This is a genomic window from Delftia sp. K82, from assembly GCF_002193035.1.
Lineage (GTDB): Bacteria > Pseudomonadota > Gammaproteobacteria > Burkholderiales > Burkholderiaceae_C > Comamonas > Comamonas acidovorans.
Genome location: NZ_MYFL01000001.1, coordinates 2,234,142 through 2,260,490, shown reverse-complemented (window position 1 = coordinate 2,260,490; position 26,349 = coordinate 2,234,142). Strand labels below are relative to the sequence as shown.

At 65.3% G+C, this 26,349-nt stretch carries 23 protein-coding genes and 1 pseudogene; 20 read left to right on the top strand and 4 right to left on the bottom strand.

Translation table 11 applies throughout. From position 1 onward, the window contains the following. The first annotated feature begins 92 nt into the window (after nucleotides 1–92). Nucleotides 93–1,064 (top strand): chemotaxis protein, encoded by a 972-nt coding sequence (locus KDK82_RS10000; RefSeq protein ID WP_012205585.1) that lies wholly within the window; start codon nucleotides 93–95, stop codon nucleotides 1,062–1,064. Between the two features lie 36 nt (nucleotides 1,065–1,100). Here the strand turns inward: KDK82_RS10000 and KDK82_RS09995 are convergent, their stop codons facing one another. After that, the gene (locus tag KDK82_RS09995; RefSeq protein WP_088164757.1) at nucleotides 1,101–2,195 is read right to left on the bottom strand and encodes a LacI family DNA-binding transcriptional regulator; all 1,095 of its coding nucleotides are present in this window, start codon (nucleotides 2,193–2,195) and stop codon (nucleotides 1,101–1,103) included. 225 nt (nucleotides 2,196–2,420) lie between these two features. Between KDK82_RS09995 and KDK82_RS09990 the strand changes: the two genes are divergently transcribed. From KDK82_RS09990 to KDK82_RS09920, 15 genes and pseudogenes are all read left to right on the top strand, one after another. Then, the gene (locus tag KDK82_RS09990; protein WP_071955888.1) at nucleotides 2,421–2,939 is read left to right on the top strand and encodes a gluconokinase; all 519 of its coding nucleotides are present in this window, start codon (nucleotides 2,421–2,423) and stop codon (nucleotides 2,937–2,939) included. 18 nt (nucleotides 2,940–2,957) lie between these two features. Continuing rightward, nucleotides 2,958–3,464 carry a TRAP transporter small permease gene (locus KDK82_RS09985; RefSeq protein ID WP_063326160.1) on the top strand — a complete coding sequence of 169 codons (507 nt, stop codon included), beginning with the start codon at nucleotides 2,958–2,960 and terminating at the stop codon, nucleotides 3,462–3,464. Nucleotides 3,465–3,476: 12 nt separating this feature from the next. After that, entirely contained in the window at nucleotides 3,477–4,757 is a 1,281-nt protein-coding gene (locus tag KDK82_RS09980; protein ID WP_013802434.1) for a TRAP transporter large permease, read from the top strand. Nucleotides 4,758–4,785: 28 nt separating this feature from the next. Then, nucleotides 4,786–5,805 carry a TRAP transporter substrate-binding protein gene (locus tag KDK82_RS09975; RefSeq protein WP_088165481.1) on the top strand — a complete coding sequence of 340 codons (1,020 nt, stop codon included), beginning with the start codon at nucleotides 4,786–4,788 and terminating at the stop codon, nucleotides 5,803–5,805. A gap of 110 nt (nucleotides 5,806–5,915) precedes the next feature. Beyond that, the gene (gene edd / locus KDK82_RS09970; RefSeq protein WP_088164756.1) at nucleotides 5,916–7,742 is read left to right on the top strand and encodes a phosphogluconate dehydratase; all 1,827 of its coding nucleotides are present in this window, start codon (nucleotides 5,916–5,918) and stop codon (nucleotides 7,740–7,742) included. Then, complete coding sequence (eda, locus tag KDK82_RS09965) at nucleotides 7,727–8,365, top strand: bifunctional 4-hydroxy-2-oxoglutarate aldolase/2-dehydro-3-deoxy-phosphogluconate aldolase (RefSeq protein ID WP_034393529.1); 639 nt, start codon at nucleotides 7,727–7,729, stop codon at nucleotides 8,363–8,365. The genes edd and eda overlap by 16 nt, the downstream gene beginning before the upstream one ends. A 395-nt stretch (nucleotides 8,366–8,760) precedes the next feature. Beyond that, nucleotides 8,761–9,030 (top strand): annotated as a pseudogene (locus KDK82_RS09960) (methyl-accepting chemotaxis protein); the annotation flags it as partial. Between the two features lie 110 nt (nucleotides 9,031–9,140). Then, nucleotides 9,141–11,438 carry an EAL domain-containing protein gene (locus KDK82_RS09955; protein ID WP_088164755.1) on the top strand — a complete coding sequence of 766 codons (2,298 nt, stop codon included), beginning with the start codon at nucleotides 9,141–9,143 and terminating at the stop codon, nucleotides 11,436–11,438. A 70-nt stretch (nucleotides 11,439–11,508) separates the two neighbouring features. Next, nucleotides 11,509–12,408, top strand: coding sequence for a LysR family transcriptional regulator (locus KDK82_RS09950; RefSeq protein ID WP_034393537.1), 900 nt, complete (start codon nucleotides 11,509–11,511; stop codon nucleotides 12,406–12,408). Nucleotides 12,409–12,516: 108 nt separating this feature from the next. Then, entirely contained in the window at nucleotides 12,517–13,500 is a 984-nt protein-coding gene (locus tag KDK82_RS09945) for a tripartite tricarboxylate transporter substrate binding protein (protein ID WP_088164754.1), read from the top strand. A gap of 9 nt (nucleotides 13,501–13,509) precedes the next feature. Next, on the top strand, nucleotides 13,510–14,697 hold the full coding sequence (locus KDK82_RS09940) for a CaiB/BaiF CoA-transferase family protein (RefSeq protein WP_088164753.1): 1,188 nt from the start codon (nucleotides 13,510–13,512) through the stop codon (nucleotides 14,695–14,697). Beyond that, a complete protein-coding gene (locus tag KDK82_RS09935) occupies nucleotides 14,694–15,458 on the top strand; it encodes an enoyl-CoA hydratase (protein ID WP_088164752.1) in 765 nt (254 codons plus the stop codon). The genes KDK82_RS09940 and KDK82_RS09935 overlap by 4 nt, the downstream gene beginning before the upstream one ends. 156 nt (nucleotides 15,459–15,614) lie before the next feature. Next, complete coding sequence (locus KDK82_RS09930; RefSeq protein ID WP_034393555.1) at nucleotides 15,615–16,442, top strand: lectin; 828 nt, start codon at nucleotides 15,615–15,617, stop codon at nucleotides 16,440–16,442. Nucleotides 16,443–16,451: 9 nt separating this feature from the next. Further along, the gene (locus KDK82_RS09925; protein ID WP_088164751.1) at nucleotides 16,452–17,294 is read left to right on the top strand and encodes a YdcF family protein; all 843 of its coding nucleotides are present in this window, start codon (nucleotides 16,452–16,454) and stop codon (nucleotides 17,292–17,294) included. Nucleotides 17,295–17,371: 77 nt separating this feature from the next. Continuing rightward, complete coding sequence (locus KDK82_RS09920; protein WP_088164750.1) at nucleotides 17,372–17,842, top strand: VOC family protein; 471 nt, start codon at nucleotides 17,372–17,374, stop codon at nucleotides 17,840–17,842. A 7-nt stretch (nucleotides 17,843–17,849) separates the two neighbouring features. Here KDK82_RS09920 and KDK82_RS09915 read toward each other — a convergent pair whose 3' ends face one another. Further along, a complete protein-coding gene (locus tag KDK82_RS09915; protein WP_088164749.1) occupies nucleotides 17,850–19,829 on the bottom strand; it encodes a UvrD-helicase domain-containing protein in 1,980 nt (659 codons plus the stop codon). Between the two features lie 58 nt (nucleotides 19,830–19,887). Between KDK82_RS09915 and KDK82_RS31900 the strand changes: the two genes are divergently transcribed. Together KDK82_RS31900 and bioB are read left to right on the top strand one after the other, a co-directional pair. Continuing rightward, nucleotides 19,888–20,214: a hypothetical protein gene (locus KDK82_RS31900; protein WP_143343436.1), complete on the top strand. Its 327-nt coding sequence runs from the start codon at nucleotides 19,888–19,890 to the stop codon at nucleotides 20,212–20,214. 28 nt (nucleotides 20,215–20,242) lie between these two features. Then, nucleotides 20,243–21,304 carry a biotin synthase BioB gene (bioB, locus tag KDK82_RS09910; RefSeq protein ID WP_012205605.1) on the top strand — a complete coding sequence of 354 codons (1,062 nt, stop codon included), beginning with the start codon at nucleotides 20,243–20,245 and terminating at the stop codon, nucleotides 21,302–21,304. A gap of 26 nt (nucleotides 21,305–21,330) precedes the next feature. Here the strand turns inward: bioB and KDK82_RS09905 are convergent, their stop codons facing one another. Further along, nucleotides 21,331–22,482 carry a site-specific integrase gene (locus KDK82_RS09905; RefSeq protein ID WP_088164748.1) on the bottom strand — a complete coding sequence of 384 codons (1,152 nt, stop codon included), beginning with the start codon at nucleotides 22,480–22,482 and terminating at the stop codon, nucleotides 21,331–21,333. A 272-nt stretch (nucleotides 22,483–22,754) separates the two neighbouring features. Between KDK82_RS09905 and KDK82_RS09900 the strand changes: the two genes are divergently transcribed. Further along, complete coding sequence (locus KDK82_RS09900) at nucleotides 22,755–23,738, top strand: DNA-binding protein (protein WP_013802420.1); 984 nt, start codon at nucleotides 22,755–22,757, stop codon at nucleotides 23,736–23,738. Nucleotides 23,739–23,759: 21 nt separating this feature from the next. Here the strand turns inward: KDK82_RS09900 and KDK82_RS09895 are convergent, their stop codons facing one another. Continuing rightward, nucleotides 23,760–24,461: a GntR family transcriptional regulator gene (locus KDK82_RS09895; RefSeq protein ID WP_088164747.1), complete on the bottom strand. Its 702-nt coding sequence runs from the start codon at nucleotides 24,459–24,461 to the stop codon at nucleotides 23,760–23,762. 286 nt (nucleotides 24,462–24,747) lie between these two features. Between KDK82_RS09895 and KDK82_RS09890 the strand changes: the two genes are divergently transcribed. Beyond that, complete coding sequence (locus tag KDK82_RS09890; RefSeq protein ID WP_088164746.1) at nucleotides 24,748–26,349, top strand: gamma-glutamyltransferase family protein; 1,602 nt, start codon at nucleotides 24,748–24,750, stop codon at nucleotides 26,347–26,349.

Below are 26,349 nucleotides of genomic sequence, written 5' to 3'. Positions count from 1 at the left end.
TGCTGTTCCGACTCAGGTGCAATAAATTTTTGCTAAATCCGAGGCGCTCGCTTTAGAATTTGTAAAAATATGTGTCACTCCCCAGGACCGGCATGAACCTCAATTCCAAGGCAGCTCAAAGAGAGATCGACGAGCGCACCAACCTCACCAGCAACAACAAGTTCGAGCTGCTGCTGTTCCGGCTGGGCAGCGACTCCGGCCTGGGCCAGTCCGAGCTGTTCGGGATCAATGTGTTCAAGGTCCGCGAAATCGTGGCCATGCCGCACATTACGCCCATCGCGGGGGGCACGGCCCATTCGCTGGGTGTGGCAAACCTGCGCGGGCAGGTTATCCCGGTGCTGAATCTTCCCGCCATCATGGGCTGCAAGCCCCAGACCGGCCTGAACATCATGCTGGTCACCGAATATGCGCGCACCACCCAGGCATTCGCGGTGGAGTCCGTCGAGGACATCGTGCGCCTGGACTGGAAGCAGGTGCTGTCGGCCGAGGCCAGCGGCACCGGCGGCAAGCTGGTCACCAGCATCGCCCGCCTGGATGGCGACACCGACAACTCGCGCCTGGCCCAGGTGCTGGATGTGGAGGCCATCCTGCAATTGGTGTCTCCCACCGACGCCCAGGAAATCACGCCGGAAAAAGTGGGCGCCAGGCTCAAGCTCAAGCCCGGCGCCATCGTGCTGGCCGCCGATGATTCCTTCGTGGCGCGCTCGCTGATCGAGAAGGAGCTCAAGGTCCTGCAGGCACCGTATGAAATGCTCAAGTCCGGCAAGGAGGCCTGGGACCGCCTCAACGCCATCGCCGACAGTGCTCAGGCAGAGGGCCTGACGGTGGCCGACAAGGTCGCCCTGGTGCTGACCGACCTGGAGATGCCCGAGATGGACGGCTTCACGCTCACCCGCCACATCAAGCAGGACGCGCGCTTTCATTCCATTCCCGTGCTCATCCATTCCTCGCTGTCCGGATCGGCCAACGAAGACCATGTGCGCAGCGTTGGCGCGGACGGCTACGTGGCCAAGTTCGCGGCAGAGGATCTGGCCGAGACCCTGCGCCGCCTGCTGCCGGGCTGATGGCCACGGAGGAGGGCGCACAAAGCCCTCTTCGCTTCAACTGCTCTGCCGCACCACCAGTTCGTAGCCCAGATCCACGCTGGGCGGCTCCACGGCCTCGCCACGCATCAGTTGCAGCAGCATGCGCGCACCTTCGGTGCCGATATGGCCGCGCGGCGTGCGGATGGTTGTCAGCGGCGGCACCATCTGGTCGCTGCCGGGCAGGTCGTTGAAGCCTGCGATGGCGATCTGCTCGGGCACGCGTATACCCCGGCGCAGAGCCTCCAGCAGCGCACCCTGAGCGATGTCGTCGTTGCAGAAAAACAAGGCATCGACGGCAGGGTCCAGGCGCAGGGCCGCGTCCAGCAGCTCGGCGCCCAGCGCCATCGACGTGGGGCGGGGCCAGAGCAGTTCCAGGGCGGGGTCATGCAGGCCTGCCGCCTGCAGGGCATGGCGGTAGCCAGCGGCGCGCTGCATCACGCGTGCATCGAGCTGACCTGCGCAAAAGGCAATGCGCCTGTGTCCTCGCTCCATCAAGTGCCGCGTGATGGCGGCCCCGGCCTCGGCCTGCGAAAAGCCCACGCTGGGCGCATCAGGCTCGCCACCCAGTTCCATCAGGTGCACGCAGGGGACCTTGCTGGCCTGCACCAGTTCACGCGCAGCGGGGCTGCGGTCAAAACCCGTGAGCAGCAGGCCGGCCGGGCGCATGGGCAGGTAGGTGCGCAGCAGCTGTTCTTCTTCGGCCCGGTCGTAGTGGGTCACGCCGATCAGCGCGTGGTAGCCCGCGGAGAACAGCACCTTGTGAACCGCCTCGATCAGGTCCACGAACAGGGTGTTGGACAGCATGGGCACCAGCACCAGCACCTGGGCGCTTTTCTGCGAGGCCAGGGCGCGAGCGGCGGGGTCGGGCACGTAGCCCATCTGTGCGGCGGCCGTGCGGATTTTCTCGACCAGGGCCGGGTCCACGCGGCGCTCGCCGCGCAGGGCGCGCGAGACCGTCATGGGGCTGACGCCAGCGGCCTGTGCCACATCGCTGAGCGTGATGCGCCCGCTGGCCCGCGAGGAGCGTGCGCGGCCCGTGGCGGGCAGGGCCGGGCCGGAAACATCGGCGGAGGGCGTTTCTGGGGAGGCAGGCGGAATCTGACGGGCCAAGGGATTGTCCTAGGTCGGGGGCGGGAGGGTTGAAGATTATGATAGCGCTATCCCAATCATTCGAAGGCCCTTGCTCCTGCGTGTAAACCCGGACGAAGGCCTCTGAAGCACACCGAAATCCAAGGCAGACCCTGGTCTGCCAATTTTTGCAAGAACATGGATAGCGCTATCCCAACAACCACCGCGGCCGCCCCCGCAGACACCCGCCCACGGGCGCTGGTCGTCATGGGCGTTTCCGGCTGCGGCAAGTCCAGCGTGGGGCAGGCCCTGGCCGATGCCCTGGGCTGGACCCTGCACGAGGGCGATGCCCACCATGCCGAGGAAAGCATCCGCAAGATGCAGGCCGGCATCCCCCTGACCGACGACGACCGCAGCGGTTGGCTGGACCGGCTGGCCCAGCTGCTGGCCCAGGCCATGCCGGGGCAGGGCGTGGTGCTGACCTGCTCGGCCCTCAAGCGCAAGTACCGCGACCGGCTGCGTGCCGCCGGCCCGGCCGGTGCCGTGGGCTTCGTGTTCCTGGACCTGAACTACGACACGGCGCTGCAGCGCGTGCAGGAGCGCGCTGGCCACTTCTTCTCGCCCGAGCTGGTGGCCAACCAGTTCGCCACGCTGGAACGCCCTGATGGCGAATGCGCCGTGCTGTCCGTGGACGCCACGCTGCCGCTGACCGACATCGTGCTCCGCGCCCAAAGCTGGCAGGTCCTGCCCGCGGCGCATGCCGACACCTTCTCCCAAAACCCATAACGCCAGGAGACAAGCCCCATGCAATCCGATTCCCCCGCAGTCCGGCCCAAGCCGCGCCTGCAGCACTTTGCCGAGGTGCTGATGGTGCTGGCCCTGGCCGGCATGGTCATTGCCGTGTTCGTCAACGTGGTGCTGCGCTATGTGTTCCACACCAGCATCGTTTCCTATGAGGAAATCTCGCGCCTGCTCTTCGTCTGGCTGGTGGCCATTGGCGCCATCGTGGCCGCTTTCGAGGGCAGCCACCTGGGCTTCGACCTCGTGACTTCCCGCGTGGGGCCTGGCGCGCGCAAGGCGTTGTTCTGGGTGTCGCAGGCGCTGGTCCTGGTCTGCATGGGCCTGCTGCTGTGGGGCTCCTGGGCCCAGGTGGAGGCGGGGCTGAACAGCTACAGCACGGTGCTGGGGTACCCGCTGGCCCTGGGCGCCGCGGCCACCCTGGTGCTGGCCGTGGGCCTGCTGGTGGTGACGCTGCGCGACCTGCGCCGCGGCGCGCCGGCAGAAAACCATGCCGAAACGACGGTCGAGTAAGGAGTACGCACCATGGTTGTGACCCTGATCTTTCTGGCCGTGCTGATTGGCGGCATGGTGATCGGCATGCCCATCGCCCAGGCGCTGGTGCTGACCGGCGTGGCGCTGATGTGGCACCTGGACTTCTTCGACTCGCAGTTGCTTGCGCAGAACCTGCAGGCCGGCTTCGACAACTTCCCGCTGCTGGCCGTGCCCTTCTTCATCCTGGCCGGCGAGCTGATGAACGCGGGTGGCCTGTCGCGCCGCATCATCGACCTGGCACGTGCCTATGTGGGCCATATCCGTGGCGGCCTGGGCTATGTGGCCATTGGCGCGGCAGTGCTGCTGGCGTCCATGAGCGGCTCGGCCATTGCCGATACCGCCGCCCTGGCCACCATCCTGCTGCCCATGATGCGCGACCAGAAGTATCCCGACAGCTACAGCGCGGGCCTGCTGGCCTCGGGCGGCATCATCGCGCCCATCATTCCGCCGTCCATGCCCTTCGTGATCTACGGCGTGACGACCAACACCTCGATCAGCAAGCTGTTCCTGTCGGGCGTGGTGCCGGGCCTGATCATGGGCGTGTTCCTGATCTTTGCCTGGTGGTCCATCGCCCGCAAGTACGACCTGTCGCGCGGCGAGCGCATGGCCTGGGGCCCGCGTCTGAAGGCACTGGCCAAGAGCTTCTGGGCCATGATGATGCCGGTCATCATCCTGGGCGGCCTCAAGGGCGGCGTGTTCACGCCCACCGAGGCGGCCGTGGTCGCAGCCGTCTACGCGCTGTTCGTGTCCATGGTGATCTACCGCGAGATGACCTGGACCCGGCTCTACGCCGTGTTCCTGGCCGCCGCCAAGACCACGGCCGTGGTCATGTTCCTGTGCGGCGCCGCCACGGTGACGGCCTACATGATCACCCTGGCCGACCTGCCCAACATGCTGGCCGACAGCTTCTCGGGCCTGCTGGGCAGTCCCGTGCTGTTCATGGCCACGATGATGCTGTTCCTGCTGGTGGTGGGTACGGCCATGGACCTGACGCCTACCATTCTGATCTTCGGCCCCGTGTGTGCGCCGCTGGCCGTCAAGGCCGGCATCGATCCCATCTATTTCGGCTTCATGTTCATCTACGTGGGCTGCATCGGCCTGATCACGCCGCCCGTGGGAACGGTGCAGAACGTGGTGGCCGGCGTAGGCCGGCTGCGCATGGAGACCGTGATCAAGGGCACGAACCCGTTCCTGATGGTCTATGTGCTGCTTGCCGTGCTTTTCGTGATTTTTCCGCAAATCATCCTGGCCCCTCTGCGCTGGATGCATTGATCCCTCACTACAACCCAAGGAGATGAACATGCGTATTCCCTTTGCACTCGCCGGCCTGATGGCCGCCGTCACCACGCTGGCCGCCACGGGCCAGGCCATGGCCCAGGACTTCAAGCCGCGCATCGTGCGCTTCGGCTATGGCCTGGTCGATGAGTCCAACCAGGGCCGCGCAGCGCGCTTCTTTGCCAAGGAGGTCGAGAAGGCCACGGGCGGCAAGATGAAGGTGCGTGCCATCGGCAATGCCTCACTGGGCTCGGACACGCAGATGCAGCAGGCGCTGATCGGCGGCGCACAGGAGATGATGGTCGGCTCCACCGCCACCCTGGTGGGCCTGTCGCCCGAGATGGCCGTCTGGGACACGCCCTTCCTGTTCAGCAATGTCAAGGAAGCCGACGCCGTGCTGGACGGCCCCGTGGGCGAGAAGGTCAAGGCCACGCTGGAGCCCAAGGGCATGGTGGGCCTGGTCTATTGGGAAAACGGGTTCCGCAACCTCACCAACAACAAGCGCCCCATCGCCAAGATGGAAGACCTGGCCGACGTGAAGCTGCGCGTGATGCAGAACAACGTCTTCCTGGACAGTTTCAAGGCCCTGGGCGCCAATGCCGTGCCGCTGCCGTTCTCCGAGCTGTTCACGGCGCTGGAGACCCGTGCCGTCGATGGCCAGGAAAACCCTTTCAACACCGTGCTGTCCAGCAAGTTCTATGAAGTGCAGAAGTACCTCACGGTGTCCAACCACGTCTACAGCCCCTGGATCGTCACCGTCAGCAAGAAGTGGTGGGACACGCTGAGCCCGGCCGAGAAGAAGGTGCTGCAGGACGCCGCCGTCAAGAGCCGCGAGTTCGAACGCAAGGACACGCGCGAGGAAGCCGCCAAGGCCCTGGCCGACATCAAGGCCAAGGGCATGCAGGTCAACGAGCTGCCCGCCGCAGAAGCTGGCCGCATGCGCGACAAGCTCGCGGCGGTGAATGCCGGCATTGCCAAGACCGTGGGCCAGGGCACGTGGGACGAGGTGCAGGCCGCCGTCAAGCAGGCGCGCGCAGTGAAGTAAGCTTCGGAACAGGGCCGGACGCACCTGGGAGGGATGCCCCGGCCGACATTTCCCATAAAGACAACGCGACAGAGAGAAAACGCGCACCAGCGCATCCGCAGGAACCCCGCATGAGCACCATCCACCCCATCGTCGAGCAGGTCACGCGCCGCATCCGCGAGCGCAGTGCCCAATCACGCGCCGCCTACCTGGAGCAGGTGGACGCCATGGCCGCGCGCCCGCCCGGCGCCCAGTCCATGGGCTGCGCCAATGTGGCCCATGCCTTTGCGGGCATTCCAGGCGGCGACCGCATACGCATCGTGGAGGAGAAGGCGCCCAACGTCGCCATCGTCACCGCATACAACGACGTGCTCTCGGCCCATGCGCCGCTGGCACGCTATCCCGACATCCTCAAGGACGAGGCGCGCAAGCTCGGCGCCACGGCGCAGGTCGCCGGCGGCGTGCCGGCCATGTGCGACGGCGTGACCCAGGGCGCGCCCGGCATGGAACTGAGCCTGTTCAGCCGGGACGCCATTGCCATGGGCACGGCCATCGCGCTGTCGCATGACGTGTTCGACGCCGCGCTGATGCTGGGCATTTGCGACAAGATCGTGCCGGGCCTGCTGATCGGCGCCCTGCATTTCGGCCATCTGCCCACGGTGTTCGTGCCGGCAGGCCCTATGACCTCGGGCCTGTCCAATGGCGACAAGGCCAAGGTGCGCGAGCAGGCCGCGCAGGGCCTGGTGGGCCGCAAGGAACTGCTGGCCGCCGAAACGGCTGCCTACCACGGCGAAGGCACCTGCACCTTCTACGGCACGGCCAACAGCAACCAGATGCTGCTGGAGGCCATGGGATTGCATGTGCCGGGCACGGCCTTCATCAACCCGGCCGAAGGCGAACGCGAACTGCTCACGCGCGAGGCCATGCGCAGTGCGCTGGCCATCACCAAGAACCGCCGCTTCGCGCCCATTGGCCATGTGGTGGACGAGCGCTGCATCGTCAACGCCATGGTGGCCCTGCTGGCCACGGGCGGATCGACCAACCACCTGATCCATTGGGTGGCCGTGGCGCGTGCGGCGGGCATCGTCATCGACTGGAATGATTTTTCGGAACTCTCGGGCGTGGTGCCGCTGCTGGCCCGCGTCTATCCCAACGGCAGCGCCGACGTGAACCAGTTCCAGGCGGCAGGCGGGCCGGGCTATGTGATCGGCCAGCTGCTGAAGGCCGGCCTCATGCATGGCGATGTGCTCACCGTGCGGCCCGAGGGCCTGCAGGAATTTGCGCGCATTCCCGCCGTGGACGACGGCCATCTCGTCTGGCACGAGGCCGAAGTCTCCGGCGACCTGTCCGTGCTGCGCCCAGCCGATGCGCCTTTCAGCGCCACGGGCGGGCTCAAGCTGCTGTCCGGCAACCTGGGGCGCAGCGTGATCAAGGTCAGCGCCGTGCCCGAGGACCGCCATGTGGTCGAGGCGCCTGCGCGCGTCTTCGACTCGCAGGAAGCGCTGCAGCAGGCCTTCAAGGCCGGCGAGCTGGACCGCGATGTCGTCTGCGTGGTGCGCTGGCAGGGTCCGCGCGCCAACGGCATGCCCGAGCTGCACAAGCTCACCCCGCCGCTGGCCGTGCTGCAGGGCAAGGGCTACAAGGTGGCCCTGGTCACGGACGGCCGCATGAGCGGCGCCTCGGGCAAGGTGCCCGCCGCCATCCATGTCTCGCCCGAGGCCTGCGTGGGCGGGCCGCTGGCGCGCCTGCAAGACGGCGACCTGGTACGCCTGGACGCCGTGGCTGGCACCCTGGCCGTGCTGGTCGATGACACCGAATGGCAGCAGCGGCCCCTGGCCACCATGCCGCAGGCACTGCGCCAGGCCAATGGCCGGGGTTTTGGCCGTGAACTGTTTGCCGGATTCCGGCGCCACGCGCTCAGCGCAGAAGAGGGAGCTTGCACATGGATCAACGACTGACGGCACTGGCCATCATGCAGGACGCGCCGGTCATCCCGGTCATCGTCCTGAACAACGTCGCACATGCCGTACCCATGGCCCAGGCCCTGGTCGCGGGCGGCATCCGCGTACTGGAAGTCACGCTGCGCACGCCCGAGGGCCTGGCCAGCATCGAAGCCATTGCACGTGCCGTGCCCGAGGCCATCGTGGGTGCCGGCACCGTGCGCAGCGCTGCCGATGCCCGTGCCGCCGCCAGCGCCGGTGCGCGCTTTGCCGTGAGCCCCGGCTACACCAGCGCACTGGGCCAGGCCTGCCAGGCCCTGCAGCTGCCGCTGCTGCCCGGCGTGGCCACCAGCGGCGAAATCATGGCCGCGCAGGACGACGGCTTCAACGAGCTGAAATTCTTCCCCGCCGTACAGGCGGGCGGCACGGCCATGCTCAAGGCCTGGCAAGGCCCGTTCGGCGACGTACGGTTCTGCCCCACGGGCGGCGTGTCTGCGGACAATGCGGCGCAATTCCTGGCGCTGTCCAACGTGGTCTGCGTGGGTGGCTCCTGGCTGGTGCCTGCCGATGCGCTGGAGCAGGGTGACTGGAAGCGGATCACCGCACTGGCCGGAGCAGCCAAAAGCCTGCGCAGCGCCTGAGTCGCCATTGCCCCGGAACCAGCGGCCCCCAAGGGGCCGCTTTTGTTTGTCTGGGCCATCGATTGGGGATGGGGACTTGAATCCATTGAAAATTATGCGTATTGCGGCAATGTTTGCGCAAAATGCAAAGTCAAGGTGCGAGGAAATGAGGGATTGATTTCATAACACAACGTTACAATCATTGCTTATCCTTCAAACAGCCTTTTGATAAGACGATATCAATAGGCTGTCTTGAAACATTCGCATATGCACAAGAATAATTGCCGCCTGAAGTTTCCGCCGCAATCATTCTTTACCGACCAAGAAAAATGCAATTGTCGTTGCAGGGCCTGAAAATAAAAATTGGCACTGGTGCCTCGCGGCGCCAGTGCCAATTTTTATTGGTCGAGTATCGAGACATGATCGAAGAGATCAGTGGGGCCACCAAGGAGCAAAGCCAGGGCATCGATCAGATCAATGATGCGATCATCCAGCTGGACCAGGTCACCCAGCAAAATGCCGCTCTGGTGGAAGAGTCGGCAGCGGCGGCCGGAAGTCTCAGCCAGCAGGCGCAGGCCCTGGTTTCGGCAGTTTCCATTTTCAAGCTGGACCCCGCGGAAAAGGAGGCCCCTGTCTTGAGGAAAATCCCCTCATCCATGAAACCGCTGAGTCTTTCCGCGTCCTGACGGAAATTCGGACCAGTGCGTCACAGCCAACGGGGAGCGGTTCTCCTGGCAGGCTTGCCTGCCAGGAGAACAGCGCCTGTTCGCTGGCATTTTGACCAGATGAGCGTTGAATGATGCATGCAGAGAGAAGACCTCCAAGCTGGCAGCCCAGGCGCTGGTATGCCTGTATTTTTATCGTATGTTTGGTGGTCATTGGCGTTGCGGGCGTTTCTCTGATCTCCAGCTACGAGACATCGCTGCATGAAGAGAAATCGAATCTCCTGCATGCGCTCTCTGCCTCTGCCGCTGAAACCAACAAGATCATTCTTGCCACCTCTTTGGCGGTAGAGAGAACAGAACAACTTTTGCTGGCACCGGGCCGCCAAGGCGAAATCACGGCAGACCCTGATGCCAGCACCGATATCCGCAATGCCTTGATCCAGGAGGTGGCGGCGCTGCCCGGCGTCATCAGCATGAGCGTGCTTGATCGACATGGGAAATGGTCCATTTCCTCACGTTTCAGCAAGCTGCCGCTGTCTCCCGACAACCCCGAGCGCCCCATCTGGAATGCAGCGCTGCAGACAAAGCCTGGCGGCTTCTTCTTGCTGGATTCAAGCAGATCGCCGGTCTTCGATATACCGTCCCTGGTGCTGGGGCGTCCGGTACGTGACTCCAGTGGGGCGCTGACTGGCATTGTGGTGGCCTTCATTTCCGTGGATTCCATTCGCCAGGCATTCGGTTCACTGCTGCTGGATGGCCATCAGGTCATGGTCAGCCTGCCAAACGGCAAAGACTTGGTCAGAATTCCCCAGGAGCATCCGCACATTCTGGACGGGATGGATTCCGGCCTTGCAAAAATGATGGCTGCAGGCGAGGGCACATTGGACGCTGACGATGGCTTGGGGCACCCCTGGATCGTCGCCATGCACCAGTCCAGCCAAGGCGGCATGGATCTCGTCTATGCCACGCTGGCCGCCAAGGCAAAGCTCGCGGCTCCATGGTGGAGGTTTGGAAAAACCATCATGGCATGGGCGGCCATCAGCCTGGCTTCATTTTTATTACTGGCGCAATTGTGGATGCGTGAGCGCAGAAGATCCTATTTCGAGGCGAGGGATCTGGTGCAGGTGCATTCACAGCTGAGGCACCATCTTTTCCATGATCCTGCTTCCGAATTGCTTAATTCAACCGGATTTGAGCAACTGCTGAGCAGAACGCAAGCACAGCGGCGTCCTGTTGCCATCCATGTCATCGGTATCGAGCATTTGCAAGTGCTGGCAGATACGCTGGTTCCTGGAATGGACAACCCACTGATCTCGCAACTGTCAAAACAATTGCGCTCCTGTATTGGCCAGAATGACGTCGCCGCCCGCCTTGCCATCGAGGAGTTCTGTGTCGCCCAATATGAAGGAGACCCCGATTCCATGGCGAAAACACTCTCCATCCGACTGGGTAAAAAGCGCTACATGCTGGGTGAGCGCAGCATTTTGCTGTCTGTCTGCGTAGGGACGGCGGTCTGCAAGAACAACGAGGACTGGAATCAGCTGCTGCGCGACGGGCGCGTGGCAATGGAGCGGGCGCGATCCCAGGGACGTGGGCGATTCGTGAAATTCGAGCCTTCCGCCGATAGCCCCATGCAGGAGCAACTGCTGCTGGAGCAGGATTTCCGGTCCGCCATCGGAACAAGCCAGTTGTTCATGGCGTACCAGCCGATCTGCCATGTGGCCACGGGAAAAATATCGGGGTTCGAGTCGCTGATGCGCTGGAACAGCCCGGCCAGAGGGTCTGTCCCGCCAGGCGTCTTCATTCCCATGGCAGAGCGGCGCGGCCTGCTGCTCCCCATCGACCAAATGGTGGAGCGCTCCCCGCTGCTGGTTGCCAACGGATGGCCGTCCGATATCTCGGTGTCCATCAACTGCCCGGCTTTTGAATTTCTCGACCCAGGCATGGCGGTGCAATTGAAGGAACATCTGGACCGCGCCGACCTGAACCCCGAGCGCTGCTACATCGAGGTGACGGAATCGGCCCTGCTTCAAGATGATGAGCAGGTGCTGTCCGTCATGCGGCAAGTGAAGGCGCTGGGCGTGAATCTCGCCATCGATGACTTTGGCTCCGGCCATGCCAGTCTTTCCTACCTGCACCGCTTTCCCTTCAACCTGATCAAGATCGATCGCAGCTTCATACAGGCCATGGACAAGGACGCCGGGGCTGCCGCGATTGTCGAGGCCACGCTGGCACTGAGCCGCAGATTGGGCCTTGAAGTCGTCGCGGAAGGCGTGGAAACCACGGAGCAGTTTCTGCACCTGCAGCAGCTCGGGTGCACGTACGTCCAGGGATTTCTGATCGCCCGCCCGATGAACGAGGAGCATGTCCTGCCGTTCCTGGAGAGCTTCAGGCTCAGCGACGTGCTGGAGTGTCCCGCACAGGCCTGAGCACGGTTGCTGCACTGGGGCACAATCGCGCCCTCAGCAGACGCCGCCTGCGCAAGAGGGCCTTGCCGCCATGATGAAGATCGACTCCACCACCGTGCAGCTTGTGCTTGCGATTGCCGAAGAGGGCAGCATTTCGCGCGCGGCCGACAGGCTTCAACTGGCGGTGGCGGCGGCCTCGCGGCGGCTCAGTGACCTGGAGCAGCAACTGGGCGCCAGGCTGTTCAAGCGGCAGCCCCATGGAGTACGCGCCACCGAGCCTGGCCTCAAGCTGCTGGCCCATATCCGCCAGATAGGCAACTTGGTGGAGCGGCTGGAGGCCGACGCCCAGGCCCTGGGCCGCGGGCGCGACGGCCGCATCATCATCGGCGCCCCCAAATCCGCCATCCTGCAGTTCCTGGCTGCCGACATCGCCGTCACCCAGCGGCGCTATCCCCACATCACGCTGCAGGTGATGGAGGAGAACAGCCGCATCGTCCAGCAACTGCTGCGCGACAAGGTCATCGACATCGGCATCTTCGAGAAGACCAGCGGCTTCGTGGATCTGCCACGCTCCGACTACCGCAAGGACAGCCTGGTGCTGGTCTACAGCCGCAGGCATTTCAGCTTTGCCGTCGAGCCAGTGGTACTGGACCAGTTGCTGGACTGCCCCATCGTCAGCCTGGGCCGGGGCTCGGCCATTCTGGCCGCTTTGCGCCGAGCCCACCGCAGCCGGGGCAGGGTGTTCCGCAACGATTTCGCCGTCAGCGGCTTCGACACCATGCTGGCCCTGGTGCGCGAAGGATTGGGCGTGGGGCTGATGCCACCCGGCGTGCTGCGCAGCTTCCACCCTGAGCCCGACCTGGGTTGGGCCACCCTGGAAGGCGACTGGCACGAGCGCAGCTACGTGCTGTCCTTCATCGAAGGCCAGGCCCAGGAACAGGCGCTGCGCAACGTCGTCGCCGCCCTGCTGCAGGGCGAACGCGCGATCTGACCCTTCCGGTTTCGCGGATTGCGAAACCAGGCATGCGGCACACAGGCTTGCCGCGATATCGGCGCCCGGCGACAGTGACTGCACAACAACGATGTGCAGGAGACAGACATGAAACGCCGCGACTTCATCGCGGCCGGCGCCACCGCGCTGGCCGCACCCTGGGCAGGGGCCGCGCCCCCGCCCTCCGACCTGCCCAAGGGGCCCGTCAAGATCCTGGTGGGCTGGGCGCCGGGCGGCGGTACCGACGTGTTCGCGCGCATCGTGGGCCAGAAGCTGTCCGAGGTCTGGGGCCGGCCCGTGATCGTGGAGAACAAGCCCGGCGCCACGGGCTCGCTGGCGGCCGAATACTTTGCCAAGACCCGCTTCACAGAAGGCATCAACCTGCTGATGGCCCATGTGAACACGCACGCCATCTCGCCGCAGATCTTCAAATCCATCACCTATGACCCGCTCAAGGACTACGCGCCCATCGCCCTGATCGGCGCAACGCCCCACATCCTGGTGACCAGCAGCAGGAACGGCCATGCCTCGGTGCAGGAAGTGGTGGAGCTGTGCCGCAAAAGTCCCGGCAAGGTCAGCTTCGGCTCTTCGGGCACAGGTTCGGTGCAGCACCTTGCGGCCGAGATGTTCAACATGGCGGCAGGTGTCAAGAGCATCCACGTTCCCTACAAAGGATCCGGCCCCATGCAGACCGACCTGATCGGCGGTCAGATCGACTTCAGCTTCGACACCATGACGGCCGCCACTGCCCAGGTCCGCGCAGGAAAAATGCTGGGCATCGCCCAGACCCGCGTGAACCGTGCCAAGGGATTCCCGGCCATGCCCACCATGGACGAGCAGGGCTTCAAGGGCTTTGACGCATCGAGCTGGTACGGCGTCGTCGGTCCGCGCGACATGTCCAGGGAACTGGCCCAGCGCATCAATGCCGACATCAACCGCGTGCTGGTCATGCCCGACGTGGTCAGCCGCTTCGACGGATACGGCGTGGAGGACGGTGGCGGCTCCGTGGACAAGTTCGCGGCCTTCATGGCTGCCGAATACAAGAAGTGGGGCGACGTGGTGCGCGCTGCAAAAATCACCGAAGAAAGCTGAGGACCCGGCATGAGCAATCCCCAATCCAACCCGCTGCAACTGCCCCTGCAAGGCATCCGCGTGCTCGACGTCAGCCAGGTCATGGCCGGCCCATTTGCCTGCATGCTGCTGGCCGACCTGGGCGCCGATGTCATCAAGGTCGAGCCTCCGGGCACCGGCGACCAGACGCGGGGCGCCATGGGCTTCAAGATGAAGGGCCCGGACAGCATGGGCTTTCTGAACATGAACCGCAACAAGCGGTCGCTGACGCTGGACCTCAAGAGCGAGGAGGGGCGTGAGGCCTTCTACCAGCTGGCCACGACAGCCGATGTCATCGTCGAGAACTACCGGCCAGGCGTGGTCCAGCGCCTGAAGATCGACTACGAGAGCATTCGCCGCATCAATCCGCGCATCGTCTATGTCAGCATCTCCGGCTTCGGCCAGAGCGGCCCCTGGGCCCAGCGGCCGGGGTTCGACCTCATGGCCCAGGCCATGTCGGGCGTGATGAGCGTCACCGGCTACAAAGGAGAGAAACCCGTCAAGGCCGGCGTGCCCGTGGCCGACATCGGTTGCGCACTGTTCGCCACCTACGGACTGCTGGCCGCCTACATCGGCGCGCAGAAAACAGGGCAAGGCCAGCACATAGACGCCTCGCTGTTCGACTCGGCCATGGCTTTCTCGATCTGGGACATGTCCGAGTACTGGGGCACCGGCGTGCCGCCCGCGCCGCTGGGCACCAGCAACAAGATGAGTGCCCCCTATCAGGCCGTGAAGGCGCGCGACGGCTACTTCGTCATGGGCGCCACCAACCAGAAACTCTGGGCCAGGCTGTGCGCGCTGATCGAACGCCCGGATCTGGTGGAACATCCGGACTACGCCACCGTGGCGCTGCGCCTGAAGCACCGCGAGGCGCTGATAGGCGAGCTGGAAGCGGAATTCGCCCACCACGACAGCGCCGACTGGGTGGACCGCATGCTGGAGGCAGGCATTCCCGCGGGCCCGCTGCTCACCTATCCGCAGGCCTTCGAGGGGGAACACGGCCAGCACCGCGGCATGTGCATGGAGATCGACCATCCCATCGAAGGCAAGGTCAAGAACATCGGCTTTCCCGTCAAGATGCTCGGCACGCCCCAGCAGGTGCGCCGCCATCCGCCGCTGCTGGGCGAGCACAACGCAGAAATCATGGCCGAACTCCAGGCACTGAAGGCCGCAGCATGAGCACGGCCCTGCATGAATCCGTGGCACTGACCGTTCACGCCGGGGGCGCGGCCGAGATCCTCATCGACCGCCCCGAACGCCACAACGCCATGAGCATGCCCATGTACGAGGCATTGCTCACGGCCTTGGAACGTTGCCAGGCCGACCCTGCCATCCGCTGCGTGATGCTGCGCGGTGCGGGCGGCAAATCCTTCATCTCGGGCACGGACATCGCCTACTTCAAGGACTTCCATGACGGCCAGCAAGGCATTGCCTATGAAGCCTTCGTGGAGCGCGTGATCGATGCCGTGGAGCGCATCGCCGTGCCCACCATCGCCGTCATCGACGGCTGGGCCGTGGGCGGCGGCCTGGCCCTGGCCACGGCATGCGACTTTCGCATCTGCAGCACCGGCTCGCGCTTCGGTGCGCCGATTGCCAAGACGCTGTCCAACACGCTGTCATCACGCAACATCGCGCGCCTGGTGGCCAGCCTGGGCGTGCCACGCGTCAAGCGCATGCTGCTGCTGGCGGACTACCTGTCAGCCGAGCAGGCCGAGGCCTGCGGGTTCGTGCATGCGGTGGTGCCGGCAGATCAATTGCAAGCCCAGGCTCAGGCGCTGGCCGAGCAGCTCATGGCCTTGTCGGCAACCACCCAGTCAGCGGTCAAGGAAAGCCTGAGGCGCATCATCGTGGAGCAGCGGCTGGATGATGAGGATCTGGTGTCGGTGGTTTATGGGAGTGGGGAGTTTCGGGCGGGGGTGGCGGGATTCAACAGGCAATGATTTGAGCCAGCCTTGCCAGAATCTGGCGCAATCCTACAAATTGCTTGGCTAAACTCCACAGCCTGGAAAGAGGCGGTGGCTGCATTCTTGGCCTGAAAGAAAAGGCCGGTTGCTGCGCGTAGCCGCCCCTCAGATCAACGCAGCCCGAGAAATCCCATGCAAATCAAGAAATGCATTTCCGTCCTGCTGGCCAGCAGCTTCATCCTGCCGGTTCTGCCTGCGCATGCAGGCGAAGAGACGGTGCAGCTCATGTCCAATGGCCGCTACCAGACCTACAGCCTGCCCGACGACGCGCAGCAGGTGCAACTGGTCGAGACCTTGGCTGGCAACTGCAGCTACAACCAAAACTGGGGCTACGACCTGGGCCGCCGGGAGATGTGGGTCAAGGACGGCTGCGGCGGGCGTTTCCGCATCCTGACCGGCCTGCCCCAGGGCGCGCAGGGCCAGGAAGGTGGGAGCGACAACACGGGCGCATGGATCGCCGGTGCCGCCGTGGCAGCCATTGCCGGCGCCGCCATTTTGGCGAACAAGCGCGACAAGGACCGCGAACGTGACCGCGACGAGCAATGGAACGATGACCGCTATCCGGGCCAGCAGCCCGGCTATCCCTCGTGGGGCGGACGGGAGGTGCGGGGCCAGAACGGCCTGTGCCTGGATATATCCGGGGGTCTTCGCCCAGGCAATGGGCTCATCGTCTACCACTGCAGCGGCGGTGAGAACCAGCGTTTCACGTTGACGCGTGATGGCGAGATGCGCGTGGGCGACCTGTGCCTGGACGTGGCCGATGGCAACACCCGCAATGGTGCGCGGGTGATTGCCTGGCAATGCCGCAACCAGCCCAACCAGAAATGGGACTGGAGCCGTGGCCAGATCCGCAGCCGTTTTGCCAACAAGTGCCTGGACATCGAAGGCGGCAATGCCCGGCCGGGCCAGCCCGTGATCGTGTGGTCCTGCGCCGGCGGCCCGAACCAGCGCTGGAACTGAGGGCGCTTGTTGCACAAGCTCTCTCCCGCGCCCGGGCCAGTGCCCGGACGCAACGCCGTCGCGGGCTTCCGGCGGCTGGGGCCCTTGCAGTGGCTGGGCCTGATAACTGGCGCCGTACTGCTGGGCGATGCCGTGGTGCTGATGGCGCGAGGCATGTTCAATCTGGGCGTGACGCTGCCAGCGGTGCTGGGCCTGCTGTTCATGGCCTGCAGCTTCTGGCGCTCGGCCATTGCGCGCAGGCTGCGCGCCAGTGCATGGCTGCGGCGCGCCTGGTGGCTGGGCTGGGCGGCGTTGGCGATGTGGCTGGTCAGCCTGCTGGTGTTCTGGGCGCACCTGCTGTCCGCCTCGTCCGGGTTGCCACCGGACCAGCCGGTGCAGGCCATCGTGGTGCTGGGCAGTGCCACGCGTGACGGTCAGCCGTCGCTCACGCTGGCCCAGCGGCTGGATCGCGCTGCCGAGCTGGCCGCCCGCCAGCCCAAGGCGCTGGTGCTCACCAGCGGCGGGGTGGACTTTGGGGAAAGCGAGAGCGAAGGCGCCATCATGGCGCGCTATCTGCAGCAGCGCCACGGCCTGCTGCCCGAGCGCCTGCTGATGGAGGAACGCAGCACCAGCACGGCGCTGAACCTGGTCTGGAGCCTGCCCCTGCTGCAGGCGCGCGGGGTGGAGCCGCAGGCGGCAATCGCCATCGTCACCAGCGACTTCCACACCCTGCGCGCAGGCTGGATAGCCGAGCGCAGCGGCTACGGCCAGGCCTTCACCGTGGGTGCGCCCACGCCCGTAACGATCCGCGCCAACGCCTGGCTGCGCGAGTACTTTGCGGTGATCAGCGGCTGGGTGCTGGGGGAGTTCTGAGCCGCTTGTGCGATGGGATGCGGCCTTGCGGATTGGCTACACAATGTGATTCTTCATAAATCAACAGGAGTGAGACAGTGGCAAGCGAACAGCGTCCTTTCCGGGTTCTGGGCATACAGCAGGTGGCCATCGGCGGCACCGACAAGCAGCGCATGAAGCGCCTGTGGGTGGACATGCTGGGCCTGACCCAGACCGGCACATTCCAGAGCGAGCGCGAGAACGTGGACGAAGACATCCTGGCCATGGGCCAGGGCGCGCACAAGGTCGAGGTGGACATCATGCAGCCGCTGGACATCGACAGGAAGCCCGCCGTCCACACCACGCCGCTGAACCATATCGGCCTGTGGATCGACGACCTGCCGCTGGCCGTGCAGTGGCTGACGGCGCAGGGCGTGCGCTTTGCCCCCGGCGGCATCCGCAAGGGCGCGGCCGGCTACGACATCTGCTTTCTGCACCCCAAGAGCAATGACGAGTTTCCGATCGCTGGCGAGGGCGTGCTGATCGAGCTGGTGCAAGCGCCGGCCGAGGTGATTGCCGCCCTGGGCTGAGACGCCTTCAGGCGAAAGGCTGGACGCGCCGCTCGGCATGCTCCAGCAGCCACAGCCTTTTTCGGGCGCGCGTCATGGCCACGTACAGGCGGTTGCGCTCCAGAAAGGCCAGCGCGTGCGGGGCCGAGGCCGGAAAGCGGCCAGGCTCCATGAAGGGCAGGGCGACATGCTCGTATTCCTTGCCCTTGGCTTCCTCGATGGTGCTCAGATGAAAGTCGAAGCCGCGCTCGGCCCGCACGGTTCGTTCAAAGCGCGTGGCCATGGCGGCCACCTGGGCCAGCATGTCGGGCACGGCCATGCCCGCCACCGAATCCATGAAGGCCTTCACGCGCTGACGCAAGGCCGCCGTCTGGGCCTGCGACAGGGCCACGCCCGCAAAAAGGCCCCAGACGTCGGCCTGCTCCAGCAGGCTGCGTGCGTCTGACTGAAGCGCCAGGGGCAGTTGCAAGAAGCTGCCAAAGGCCTGGAAGTTGCGTTGCCCGCCCTGCAGGCTGGACTGGTTGCCCAGGAATCGCCAGATGATCTGCGGGTTGTGCAGCATCTCGCCCGCCATGCGCTGGGCCAGCGTATGGCGGCTTGACGGATCGGCCATGTCGGCGCCATCCACGCTGCCCTTGCCGTAGAAAAGCGCACCTTCCACAAAGGCCGCCAGGATCTCGCTGCCCAGCACGCTGACCTCGGCCTTCCATGACAGCGCCTGCATGCCATGTGCGTAGCAAAGGCCCAGCAGCAGGGCAATCTCGCGCTGCAGGTAAAAGCGCTTGAAGCCGTAGAAGCTGGCGGACTTGCCGGCGCGGTGGATGGCCCATTCCAGCGCGCAGGCATCTTGCTCATGGCGCAGGATCACGGTCAGCGAGGGATTGCGCGCGCCGGGCGACGGGGACTCACCCGGCGCCGCCGTTGGCGTGCCGCGGGCCAGACCGGCCTGGATCTGCAGCAGCTGGTCAATGCACTGGCTGTCATCGGTGTGCTGCAGTTGCTGCACGGTGCTGAAGCGCGTGGGCGCCGCAGTCAGGCCAACGTTGAACAGCGCATTCACCGCCTTGGCGATCTGCGGGCCAAAGCGCCGCGACTGGGTCAGCGCCAGCGTGGCCGTGGCCTGGGGCAGGAAGTCATCGAGCTGGTGGAGCTTGTCGCGGAACACGGACCAGGCCTGTGCCTCGATGTGCTGGTTGAAGTCGCCTGCACCCAGAAAGGCGCAGCCGCTGGTTCCGACCAGGGCGCGCAGCAGTTGCAGCGAGGCCGGGTCCAGGTCATGCATCTCGTCGAACACCACCAGGTCGTAGCGCGGCAGGTCCAGCGCCTGGCCCTGCAGGGCGTCGCTGGCCAGTGCATGGCTGCAGTCGCCTTCGGCGTAGTACAGCGGGTCGCCGCAGTGGTCGATGCGGCGGCGCTCGTACTCGAAGAACAGGCCGGCCATGCGGTAGTCGAGCAAATACTCCTCGCAGAAACTGGCCAGTCCCATGCCTTCCTCGGCCAGGCGCTGGGGCAGCAACGACTTCTTGGCGCTGAGGTTGAAGTCCCAGAAGGCGTCCAGATCCAGGTCGCCGGGCTGCTCGAACAAAGGGTCGGGCTGCCAGGCCAGCCGCTCGCACAGCGCGGCATGTGCCTCGCGCACGCGGGCCTGCAGTGCCACGCGGTCGGCCAGAAAGCGGGCCGCAGGGTCGCGGCGGCGGATCTGCTGGGCCGCCCAGCGTTCCACCGTGGTGATCTGTACCTGGGGCGGCACTTCGCGCACCAGTTGCTTGAGCCGGTGGTGAAAGGCCGCCACGCCGGAGCGCGAATAGGCCAGCACCAGGATGCGCTGGGCCTGGCCGCTGCGGCAGGCCTGAACCACCTTGCAGGCCAGCGTGGTCGTCTTGCCTACGCCCGCCAGCGCCGCCACGATGGCCGAACGTCCCTCATGCGCCAGGATGGCCTGCTGCTCGCGCGACAGCAGCAGCGGTTGGCCATGATCGGTGGGAAATTCCAGGGAGCGCAGGGACATCGGGGTGAATCGAGGTGAATCAGGGGAAAGTGGTGGAAAGCGGGTGGAAGCACGGGCCGTGGCAATGAAAACCGCCGTGGCGACGACGGCGGGCACCCATTGTGGTCGTTTTGGAGAGGCATCTGGCAGGTATTGGGAATCAAGGCCGGCGCCCGCTTGCACATCTTTTTCGGCCTGCATCGGACAATTGAGCGATGTTGGCCGCCAATGGCTGCGCGCTTGCGGCATGAAGCATGCAGGCAGAAAAACTTCTGCCAAAACGCAGCGAACATCGCTCAAAAATAAGCGAAGTTCGCTCTTTTTGCAGGCCATGAAAATGGGGCAACTATTTTTGCCAAGGAGCCGGCTTTTTCATTCCCAAGGCTTTTTTTGCTCATCAGAATGAAAAAAGCAGACCCACAGAGGAGTTTTTGATGACCGCCTGCAGCACCACCCCGACGACTTCCGCCACCTCCGCACAGCCTGCGGCCGGCAGCCCCCTGCAATGGCATGCACGCCCCTCCAAAAGCGACACGCTGCCGTTTGAAGGCGCCTGGAGCGTGCAGGCCATTCAGGAACTGCTGGACAAGCCCTTCATGGACCTGATGTTCCAGGCCCAGAGCGTGCACCGTGAGCACTGGCCCGCGGGCGACATCGAGCTGGCCACGCTGCTGTCGGTCAAGACGGGCGGATGCCCGGAGAACTGCGGCTACTGCCCGCAGGCGGCCGAGTTCGATACCGGCGTCAAGGCGGAAAAGCTCATGAGCGTGGACGAAGTCACGCGGGCCGCCCAGGCCGCCAAGGACGCGGGCGCCACGCGCTTTTGCATGGGCGCCGCCTGGCGCGCGCCCAAGGACCGCGACATCGAGAAGATGAACGAGCTGATCGGCGCCGTGAAGGGTCTGGGCATGCAGACATGCGCCACGCTGGGCATGCTCCAGCCGCACCAGGCGCAGTCGCTGCGCGAAGCGGGCCTGGACTACTACAACCACAACCTGGACACCGCGCCCGAGTACTACCAGGACGTGGTCAGCACGCGCCAGTACCAGGATCGCCTGGACACGCTCAAGGCCGTGCGCGGCGCGGGCATCAGCGTGTGCTGCGGCGGCATCATCGGCATGGGCGAGGCGCCTGTGCACCGCGCGGGCCTGATCGCCCAGCTGGCCAATCTCAACCCCCATCCCGAATCCGTGCCCATCAACAGCCTGGTGCGCGTGCCCGGCACGCCGCTGGCGGACAGCGAGCCAGTCGATCCGCTGGACTTCGTGCGCGTGATCGCGGTGGCGCGCATCACCATGCCCACGGCGCGCGTGCGCCTGTCGGCAGGCCGGCAGCAGCTGGGCGACGCCGTGCAGGCCCTGTGCTTCATGGCCGGCGCCAATTCCATCTTCTACGGGGACAAGCTGCTGGTCACCGGCAACCCCGATGTGGAAGCCGACACCACGCTGCTGCGCAAGCTGGGCCTGAGCGGCACGCGGACCTCGGTACAGGAGTGAGCTTTTTGAGCTTTTGAGCCGGCAGCTCAGGACTGCGGCCGGCCGCTGCCTTGCGCGGCGGCGGCCGCATCGTCGTCGCCGGCATCGAGCAGGCGGGCCGCACGGTTGCTCAATGCGGAATCCGCACGGAAATAGCCCAGCACCGTATTGACGCTGCTGTGCCCCGTCAGCGCCATGGTGTCGGGCAGGGGCACGTTCTGGCGCCCGGCCTCGGTCACAAAGCCCGAGCGCAGGGAATGCGCCGAGAAATCCCCCTCCACGCCCGCCAGCGCACAGCGCTGCTTCACGATGTCGCGCACGGCCGCTGGCGACAGGGGCTCGCCCACATGGCCGCCCTTGCGGATGCGCCGGAAGATCGGCCCTTCCTGTATGGCGGCGGCACGCAGCCAATCGGCCAGCGCCTGGGCCGCGCGCCCGGTCACGGGCTTGTGGTTCTCGGGCACATCCCGCCCGGACTGGTTGGTCTTGGAGTGGGCCAGCGTGTAGATGAATTCCTGCGGCCCCACGGCGCGCAGGTGGCGCATGTCGGCCCCGGCCACCTCCGAGCGGCGGCGCCCGCCGCTGGACCAGGCGAACAGCAGCAGGGCGCGGTCACGGCGGCCGCGCAGGCTGTCATCGCAGGTCTGCAGCAATTGCTCCAGCAAGTCGCGCGTCAGCGCATCCTTTTTGGCGGGCTGCTCGCCGCGCCGCGCATAGGCCTTGCGCGTGCGCGACATCAGCTCGCGCACCGCGCCGTCCTGGCAAGGGTTGGCCAAACCGTGCACCTGATGGGCCTTGGACAGCACCGCCATGCGGTGCACCAGCGTGTTGTGCGACAGGGGGCCTTCGCGGGCCTTGTATCCGGCCTCGACCAGGGCGCGGTCCATGTGCACCGGCATTTCACTGGCCAGGCCCGCGCCGGTCTGCCGCTGGGCGTGGTCAATGATGAACTGCAGCACACAGGCCACATTCAGCGGCAGCTGCATCTGCCGCTCAAAGCGCAGCGCATGCCAGGCGGCCCAGTAGCGCATCGCACTCTGGTAGCTGTTTCTGGTGTTGGTGGATTCGCCCTCGCGCAGCAACTCGCGCAGGGCCTGCTGGGCGGCAGGCTCCAGCCCCGCAGAGGGCAGGGTGCTGCCTTGCTCTGTGTCTTCCAGAGGCTGGTCTTGGGGAATCAGCGAAAAGGGGCCGTTGCGCATCCGTGGATTGTCGCCCGGCGCAGCAGGGCCACCCGCCGCGGAGCCTGCGGCCGTGCAGGGCCAATGCAGGCCATGCAAAGTTCAGTTTCCAAGCTTTCCAGAGGCTGCAGCGGCCTTTTGCCTGGGCAAAGCCGTGTAATGTGCGTATCCATACTGTATGAAAATTTCATATGTAATATTTAATACATGGCACATATGATGTATTACGCAGTAATAAAATAACTCACGATAACAATCACTTATCGTTGGTAATCTGGAAAATAGTTCACGATATGCAGAAAACATCCACCCGCGGCGTGCAGGAAGCCGATGTCTGGGCCGCGGCAGACGCCTTGATCGCCCAGGGCCTGCGGCCGACCATCGAGCGCGTGCGCCAGCAAATCGGCCGAGGCTCGCCAAATACCGTCAGCCCGATGCTGGAGACCTGGTTTGCCACCCTGGGCCAGCGCCTGGGCGTGGCGGCAGGGCAGGGCGAGCTGCTGCCCTCGTCCGTGCCCGATCCCGTTCAGCGCCTGGCGCAGCAACTGTGGGACGCCGCCCAGGAAGCCGCCATGGAGGCCGCCCGCGCCGCGCTGCAATCGCGCGAGGAAGCGGCGCAGGCCACGCAGGCCGAGTTGCAGGAGCAGCAAGAGCAAATGGCGCGGCGCGAGGCGTCCATGCAGGCGCAGAAAGAGGCCATGGACCAGGCCCTGCAAGTGGCCCAGGCGCAGTCACAGGATCTTTCACGCCGGCTGGACGAAATGCAGCAGCAGTTGCAGGACCGCGACGAGCGTCTGGAGGAAATGCGCGATGCGCTGGCTGAAGCCGCCCGCCAGCGCGAGGCGCTGCAGCAAAAGCATGGCGAGGAAATGCAGTCCGCTGCGCTGGAGCGCCAACGCATGGCCGAGCAATACGCGGGCAATGAGCGCCACATGCTCAACGAAGTGGACCGTGCACGCCAGGAACTGGCGGCTGCGCGCAAGACAGCCACCGAGCAGGAGCGCAAGGCAGCGACCCGCCTTGCAGAGCTGCAAGGCCGCTATGAAAAGAGTGAGGAGGAGCAGCTGAGCCTGCACTCCCAGTTGCAGACCGCCCAGAATGCGGCCGCCCTGGCGCAGGAGCGTGCGGCGGACCTGCGCAGCCTGCTGGAGGCGCAGCAGCGATTGGCCGCTGGCGGTGCCTTGCCGGATGCCGGCGCGGGGCTTTCGCTGGGCCGGCGCGGCAGCCTGTCCGCGGCGCGCCGCTCCATGACGCGCCTCAAGGACAGGAGAGGCTAGGGCGTATCGCCCAGGCCAAGGTCAAGCCTTGGCGCGCGATTTGCCTTGGGGCGGCCGATGTCTGCGCATGGCCTGCGTGATGCTGTCTACCGTTCCACGCACATGCGCGCGCACTTCGCGCTCCAGCCTATCAGGGTCACCGGCCTGCAGGCTGGCCACCAGTTGCTGGTGGTGCTCCTGCAACTTCGGCGAGGGCTCGTTGTTTTCCAGCCAGATCCGCATCAGCGGCTCGACCACCGAATGCAGGGCTGAGATCTGCTCGCACAGGCGCGGGGCTGCGCTGATGCGGCAAAAGCGCTCGTGAAAGCGCCGGTGCACCGTGATCCATTCCGACTGGTCACTCTCGCAGCGCTTCATTTTCGAGAGCAGGTCCTGCAGGTCGTCCACATCCGCCTGGGTGCAGCGCCTGGCGGCCATGGCTGCGGCAAGGCCTTCGAGCACGGCTCGCATCTCGAAAACCTCGATGACCTCGCTCTCGGAAAGCTCCCGCACGATCGCGCCCCGGTTCGGCGGCATGACCAACAGGCCTTCCGCAGTCAGCCGGCGCAAGGCCTCGCGGACCGGCATGCGGCTCATGCCGATGGAGTTGGCAATGTCATCGGCCACCAGCCTGTCGCCCGGCTTCAGCAGCCCCATGCGGATGCCATGAGAGAGGTGTTGGTAGGCCTCTTCATGGGCACTGGTCTGTGCCGCATCGGGCGAGGGGGTGGCAAGTGGCGGCATGGTGATGGTTCTGGGGTGGGCGGAGCCCGGTCGTCATTTTAGGTTTCGCTGTCAGGGTCCAGGGCGCACTCTGATGGTGCATTGTGTACGGCCAATCCAGGCATGGTGATTGCTTGGGTATCTTTGGAAAAATTGGATACAAAGATATCAGGATACGGTAATCTCGAGGCTGCCATCGCGCCCTGCGTTGATGGCGGTCCGCTGCAAGCAGCGTTGGCAGCCCCCCCCGGCCCCCCATTCATTGCCCGAAATCCAAGTCCCAGCAACACAAGGAAGAAGAACCGTTATGCGTAATTTCCAGAATCCTGGCCGTTCCGTCGTCATGTCCACGCACGGCATGGCAGCAACCTCGCACCCGGCCGCCACCCAGGCCGCTGTTCGCATCCTGGAGGCCGGCGGCACCGCCATGGATGCCGCCGTCGCGGCCTGTGCGGTCCAGTGCGTGGTGGAGCCTGGCTCCACCGGCATTGGAGGAGACTGCTTTGCGCTGTACAGCGAGAAGGGCTCCGACCAGATCACGGCCTACAACGGCGCCGGCTGGGCGCCCCAGGCCACCTCCCTTAAGGCCGTTCTTGCCTCGGGCGAGAAAAAGCAATTGCGCCGCCAGTCGCCCTACGTGGTCACGGTGCCTGGCGCCGTGGACGCCTGGGTCGCCCTGACGGACCGGTTCGGCCGGCTGCCCATGGGCCGCCTTCTGGAAGACGCCATCCGCTTCGCCGAGCAGGGCTATGCCGTGGCGCCGCGCGCCGGCACCGACTGGGCCATGCACACGCAACTGCTGGCCGCCACCACTGCGCGCGACATCATGCTGGTCGATGGCCAAGCCCCGGCCATCGGATCGGTTCACCGCCAGCCGCAGTTGGGCGCTACCTTGCGAAAAATCGCCGAGCAGGGCCGCGCCGGCTTCTACGAGGGGGAGGTCGCGCAGGACATCGTCTCCTATCTGCGCAGCCTCGGTGGCGTGCACACGCTTGAGGACTTCGCCACCTATCGTGGCGAGTTCGTGCAGCCGGTCAAGAGCAGGTTCCGAGACCATGTGGTGCACGAGTGCCCCCCACCGGGGCAGGGCATCATTGCCCTGCTGCTGCTGAACATTCTGCAGGGCCTGGAGCCGGGCACGGACCCGCTCTCGCCCGAGCGGCTGAAGGCCGAGATCGATGCCACGCGAATGGCCTACCGGATGCGGGATGCGCTGCTGGCCGATCCGCGCTTTGCCGATGTGGACATCGACTATCTGCTGTCACAGGAGCTGGCCGGCCAGCTGCGCAACGGCGAGTTCCCGGAGCATTTCAAGACCCCGGCGACCAATGCGGCAGCGGAGCACAAGGACACGGTCTACATCTCGGTGGTGGACAAGGATCGCAACTGCGCCAGCTTCATCAACTCGATCTTCCACCCCTTCGGCTCCGGCCTGATGGCGCCCAAATCAGGCGTGCTGCTGCACAACCGGGGCCAGAGCTTTGAACTGGCTGAGGGCCATCCCAATTGCATCGGGCCCGGCAAGCGGCCCCTGCACACCATCATCCCGGGCATGACCACGAAGGATGGCCGCGTGGAGCTGGTGTTCGGCGTGATGGGCGGCCACTACCAGGCCATGGGCCATGCGCACTTTCTGTCCAAGGTCATCGACTACGGCTGCGACATCCAGGCCGCCAGCGATCTGCCGCGGCTGTTCCCCATTCCCGGCACCGACAAGGTGGAGGTTGAAAGCACCTTGCCGCAGCATGTCGCGCAGGCGCTGGAGCAGCAGGGCTACCGGTTGGTGGCGCCCGGCTATCCTGCCATCGGCGGCGCCCAGGCCATTCGGGTGGATTGGGACAACGGTGTGCTGCACGGCGCATCCGACCATCGAAAGGACGGCTGCGCCATGGGCGCCAACCGCTCCTGA

Excerpts from the sequence above, each read along its gene's own strand:
- bioB (WP_012205605.1), top strand. The coding sequence starts at position 20,243 with ATGACCGCCTGCAGCACCACCCCGACGACTTCCGCCACCTCCGCACAG.
- KDK82_RS10000 (WP_012205585.1), top strand. The coding sequence starts at position 93 with ATGAACCTCAATTCCAAGGCAGCTCAAAGAGAGATCGACGAGCGCACC.
- KDK82_RS09985 (WP_063326160.1), top strand. The coding sequence starts at position 2,958 with ATGCAATCCGATTCCCCCGCAGTCCGGCCCAAGCCGCGCCTGCAGCAC.
- KDK82_RS09900 (WP_013802420.1), top strand. The coding sequence starts at position 22,755 with ATGCAGAAAACATCCACCCGCGGCGTGCAGGAAGCCGATGTCTGGGCC.
- KDK82_RS09930 (WP_034393555.1), top strand. The coding sequence starts at position 15,615 with ATGCAAATCAAGAAATGCATTTCCGTCCTGCTGGCCAGCAGCTTCATC.
- KDK82_RS09975 (WP_088165481.1), top strand. The coding sequence starts at position 4,786 with ATGCGTATTCCCTTTGCACTCGCCGGCCTGATGGCCGCCGTCACCACG.
- KDK82_RS09980 (WP_013802434.1), top strand. The coding sequence starts at position 3,477 with ATGGTTGTGACCCTGATCTTTCTGGCCGTGCTGATTGGCGGCATGGTG.
- KDK82_RS09955 (WP_088164755.1), top strand. The coding sequence starts at position 9,141 with ATGATGCATGCAGAGAGAAGACCTCCAAGCTGGCAGCCCAGGCGCTGG.
- eda (WP_034393529.1), top strand. The coding sequence starts at position 7,727 with ATGGATCAACGACTGACGGCACTGGCCATCATGCAGGACGCGCCGGTC.
- KDK82_RS09915 (WP_088164749.1), bottom strand. The coding sequence starts at position 19,829 with ATGTCCCTGCGCTCCCTGGAATTTCCCACCGATCATGGCCAACCGCTG.
- KDK82_RS09935 (WP_088164752.1), top strand. The coding sequence starts at position 14,694 with ATGAGCACGGCCCTGCATGAATCCGTGGCACTGACCGTTCACGCCGGG.
- KDK82_RS09890 (WP_088164746.1), top strand. The coding sequence starts at position 24,748 with ATGCGTAATTTCCAGAATCCTGGCCGTTCCGTCGTCATGTCCACGCAC.
- KDK82_RS09895 (WP_088164747.1), bottom strand. The coding sequence starts at position 24,461 with ATGCCGCCACTTGCCACCCCCTCGCCCGATGCGGCACAGACCAGTGCC.
- KDK82_RS09905 (WP_088164748.1), bottom strand. The coding sequence starts at position 22,482 with ATGCGCAACGGCCCCTTTTCGCTGATTCCCCAAGACCAGCCTCTGGAA.
- KDK82_RS09990 (WP_071955888.1), top strand. The coding sequence starts at position 2,421 with ATGGGCGTTTCCGGCTGCGGCAAGTCCAGCGTGGGGCAGGCCCTGGCC.
- edd (WP_088164756.1), top strand. The coding sequence starts at position 5,916 with ATGAGCACCATCCACCCCATCGTCGAGCAGGTCACGCGCCGCATCCGC.
- KDK82_RS09950 (WP_034393537.1), top strand. The coding sequence starts at position 11,509 with ATGATGAAGATCGACTCCACCACCGTGCAGCTTGTGCTTGCGATTGCC.
- KDK82_RS09945 (WP_088164754.1), top strand. The coding sequence starts at position 12,517 with ATGAAACGCCGCGACTTCATCGCGGCCGGCGCCACCGCGCTGGCCGCA.
- KDK82_RS09940 (WP_088164753.1), top strand. The coding sequence starts at position 13,510 with ATGAGCAATCCCCAATCCAACCCGCTGCAACTGCCCCTGCAAGGCATC.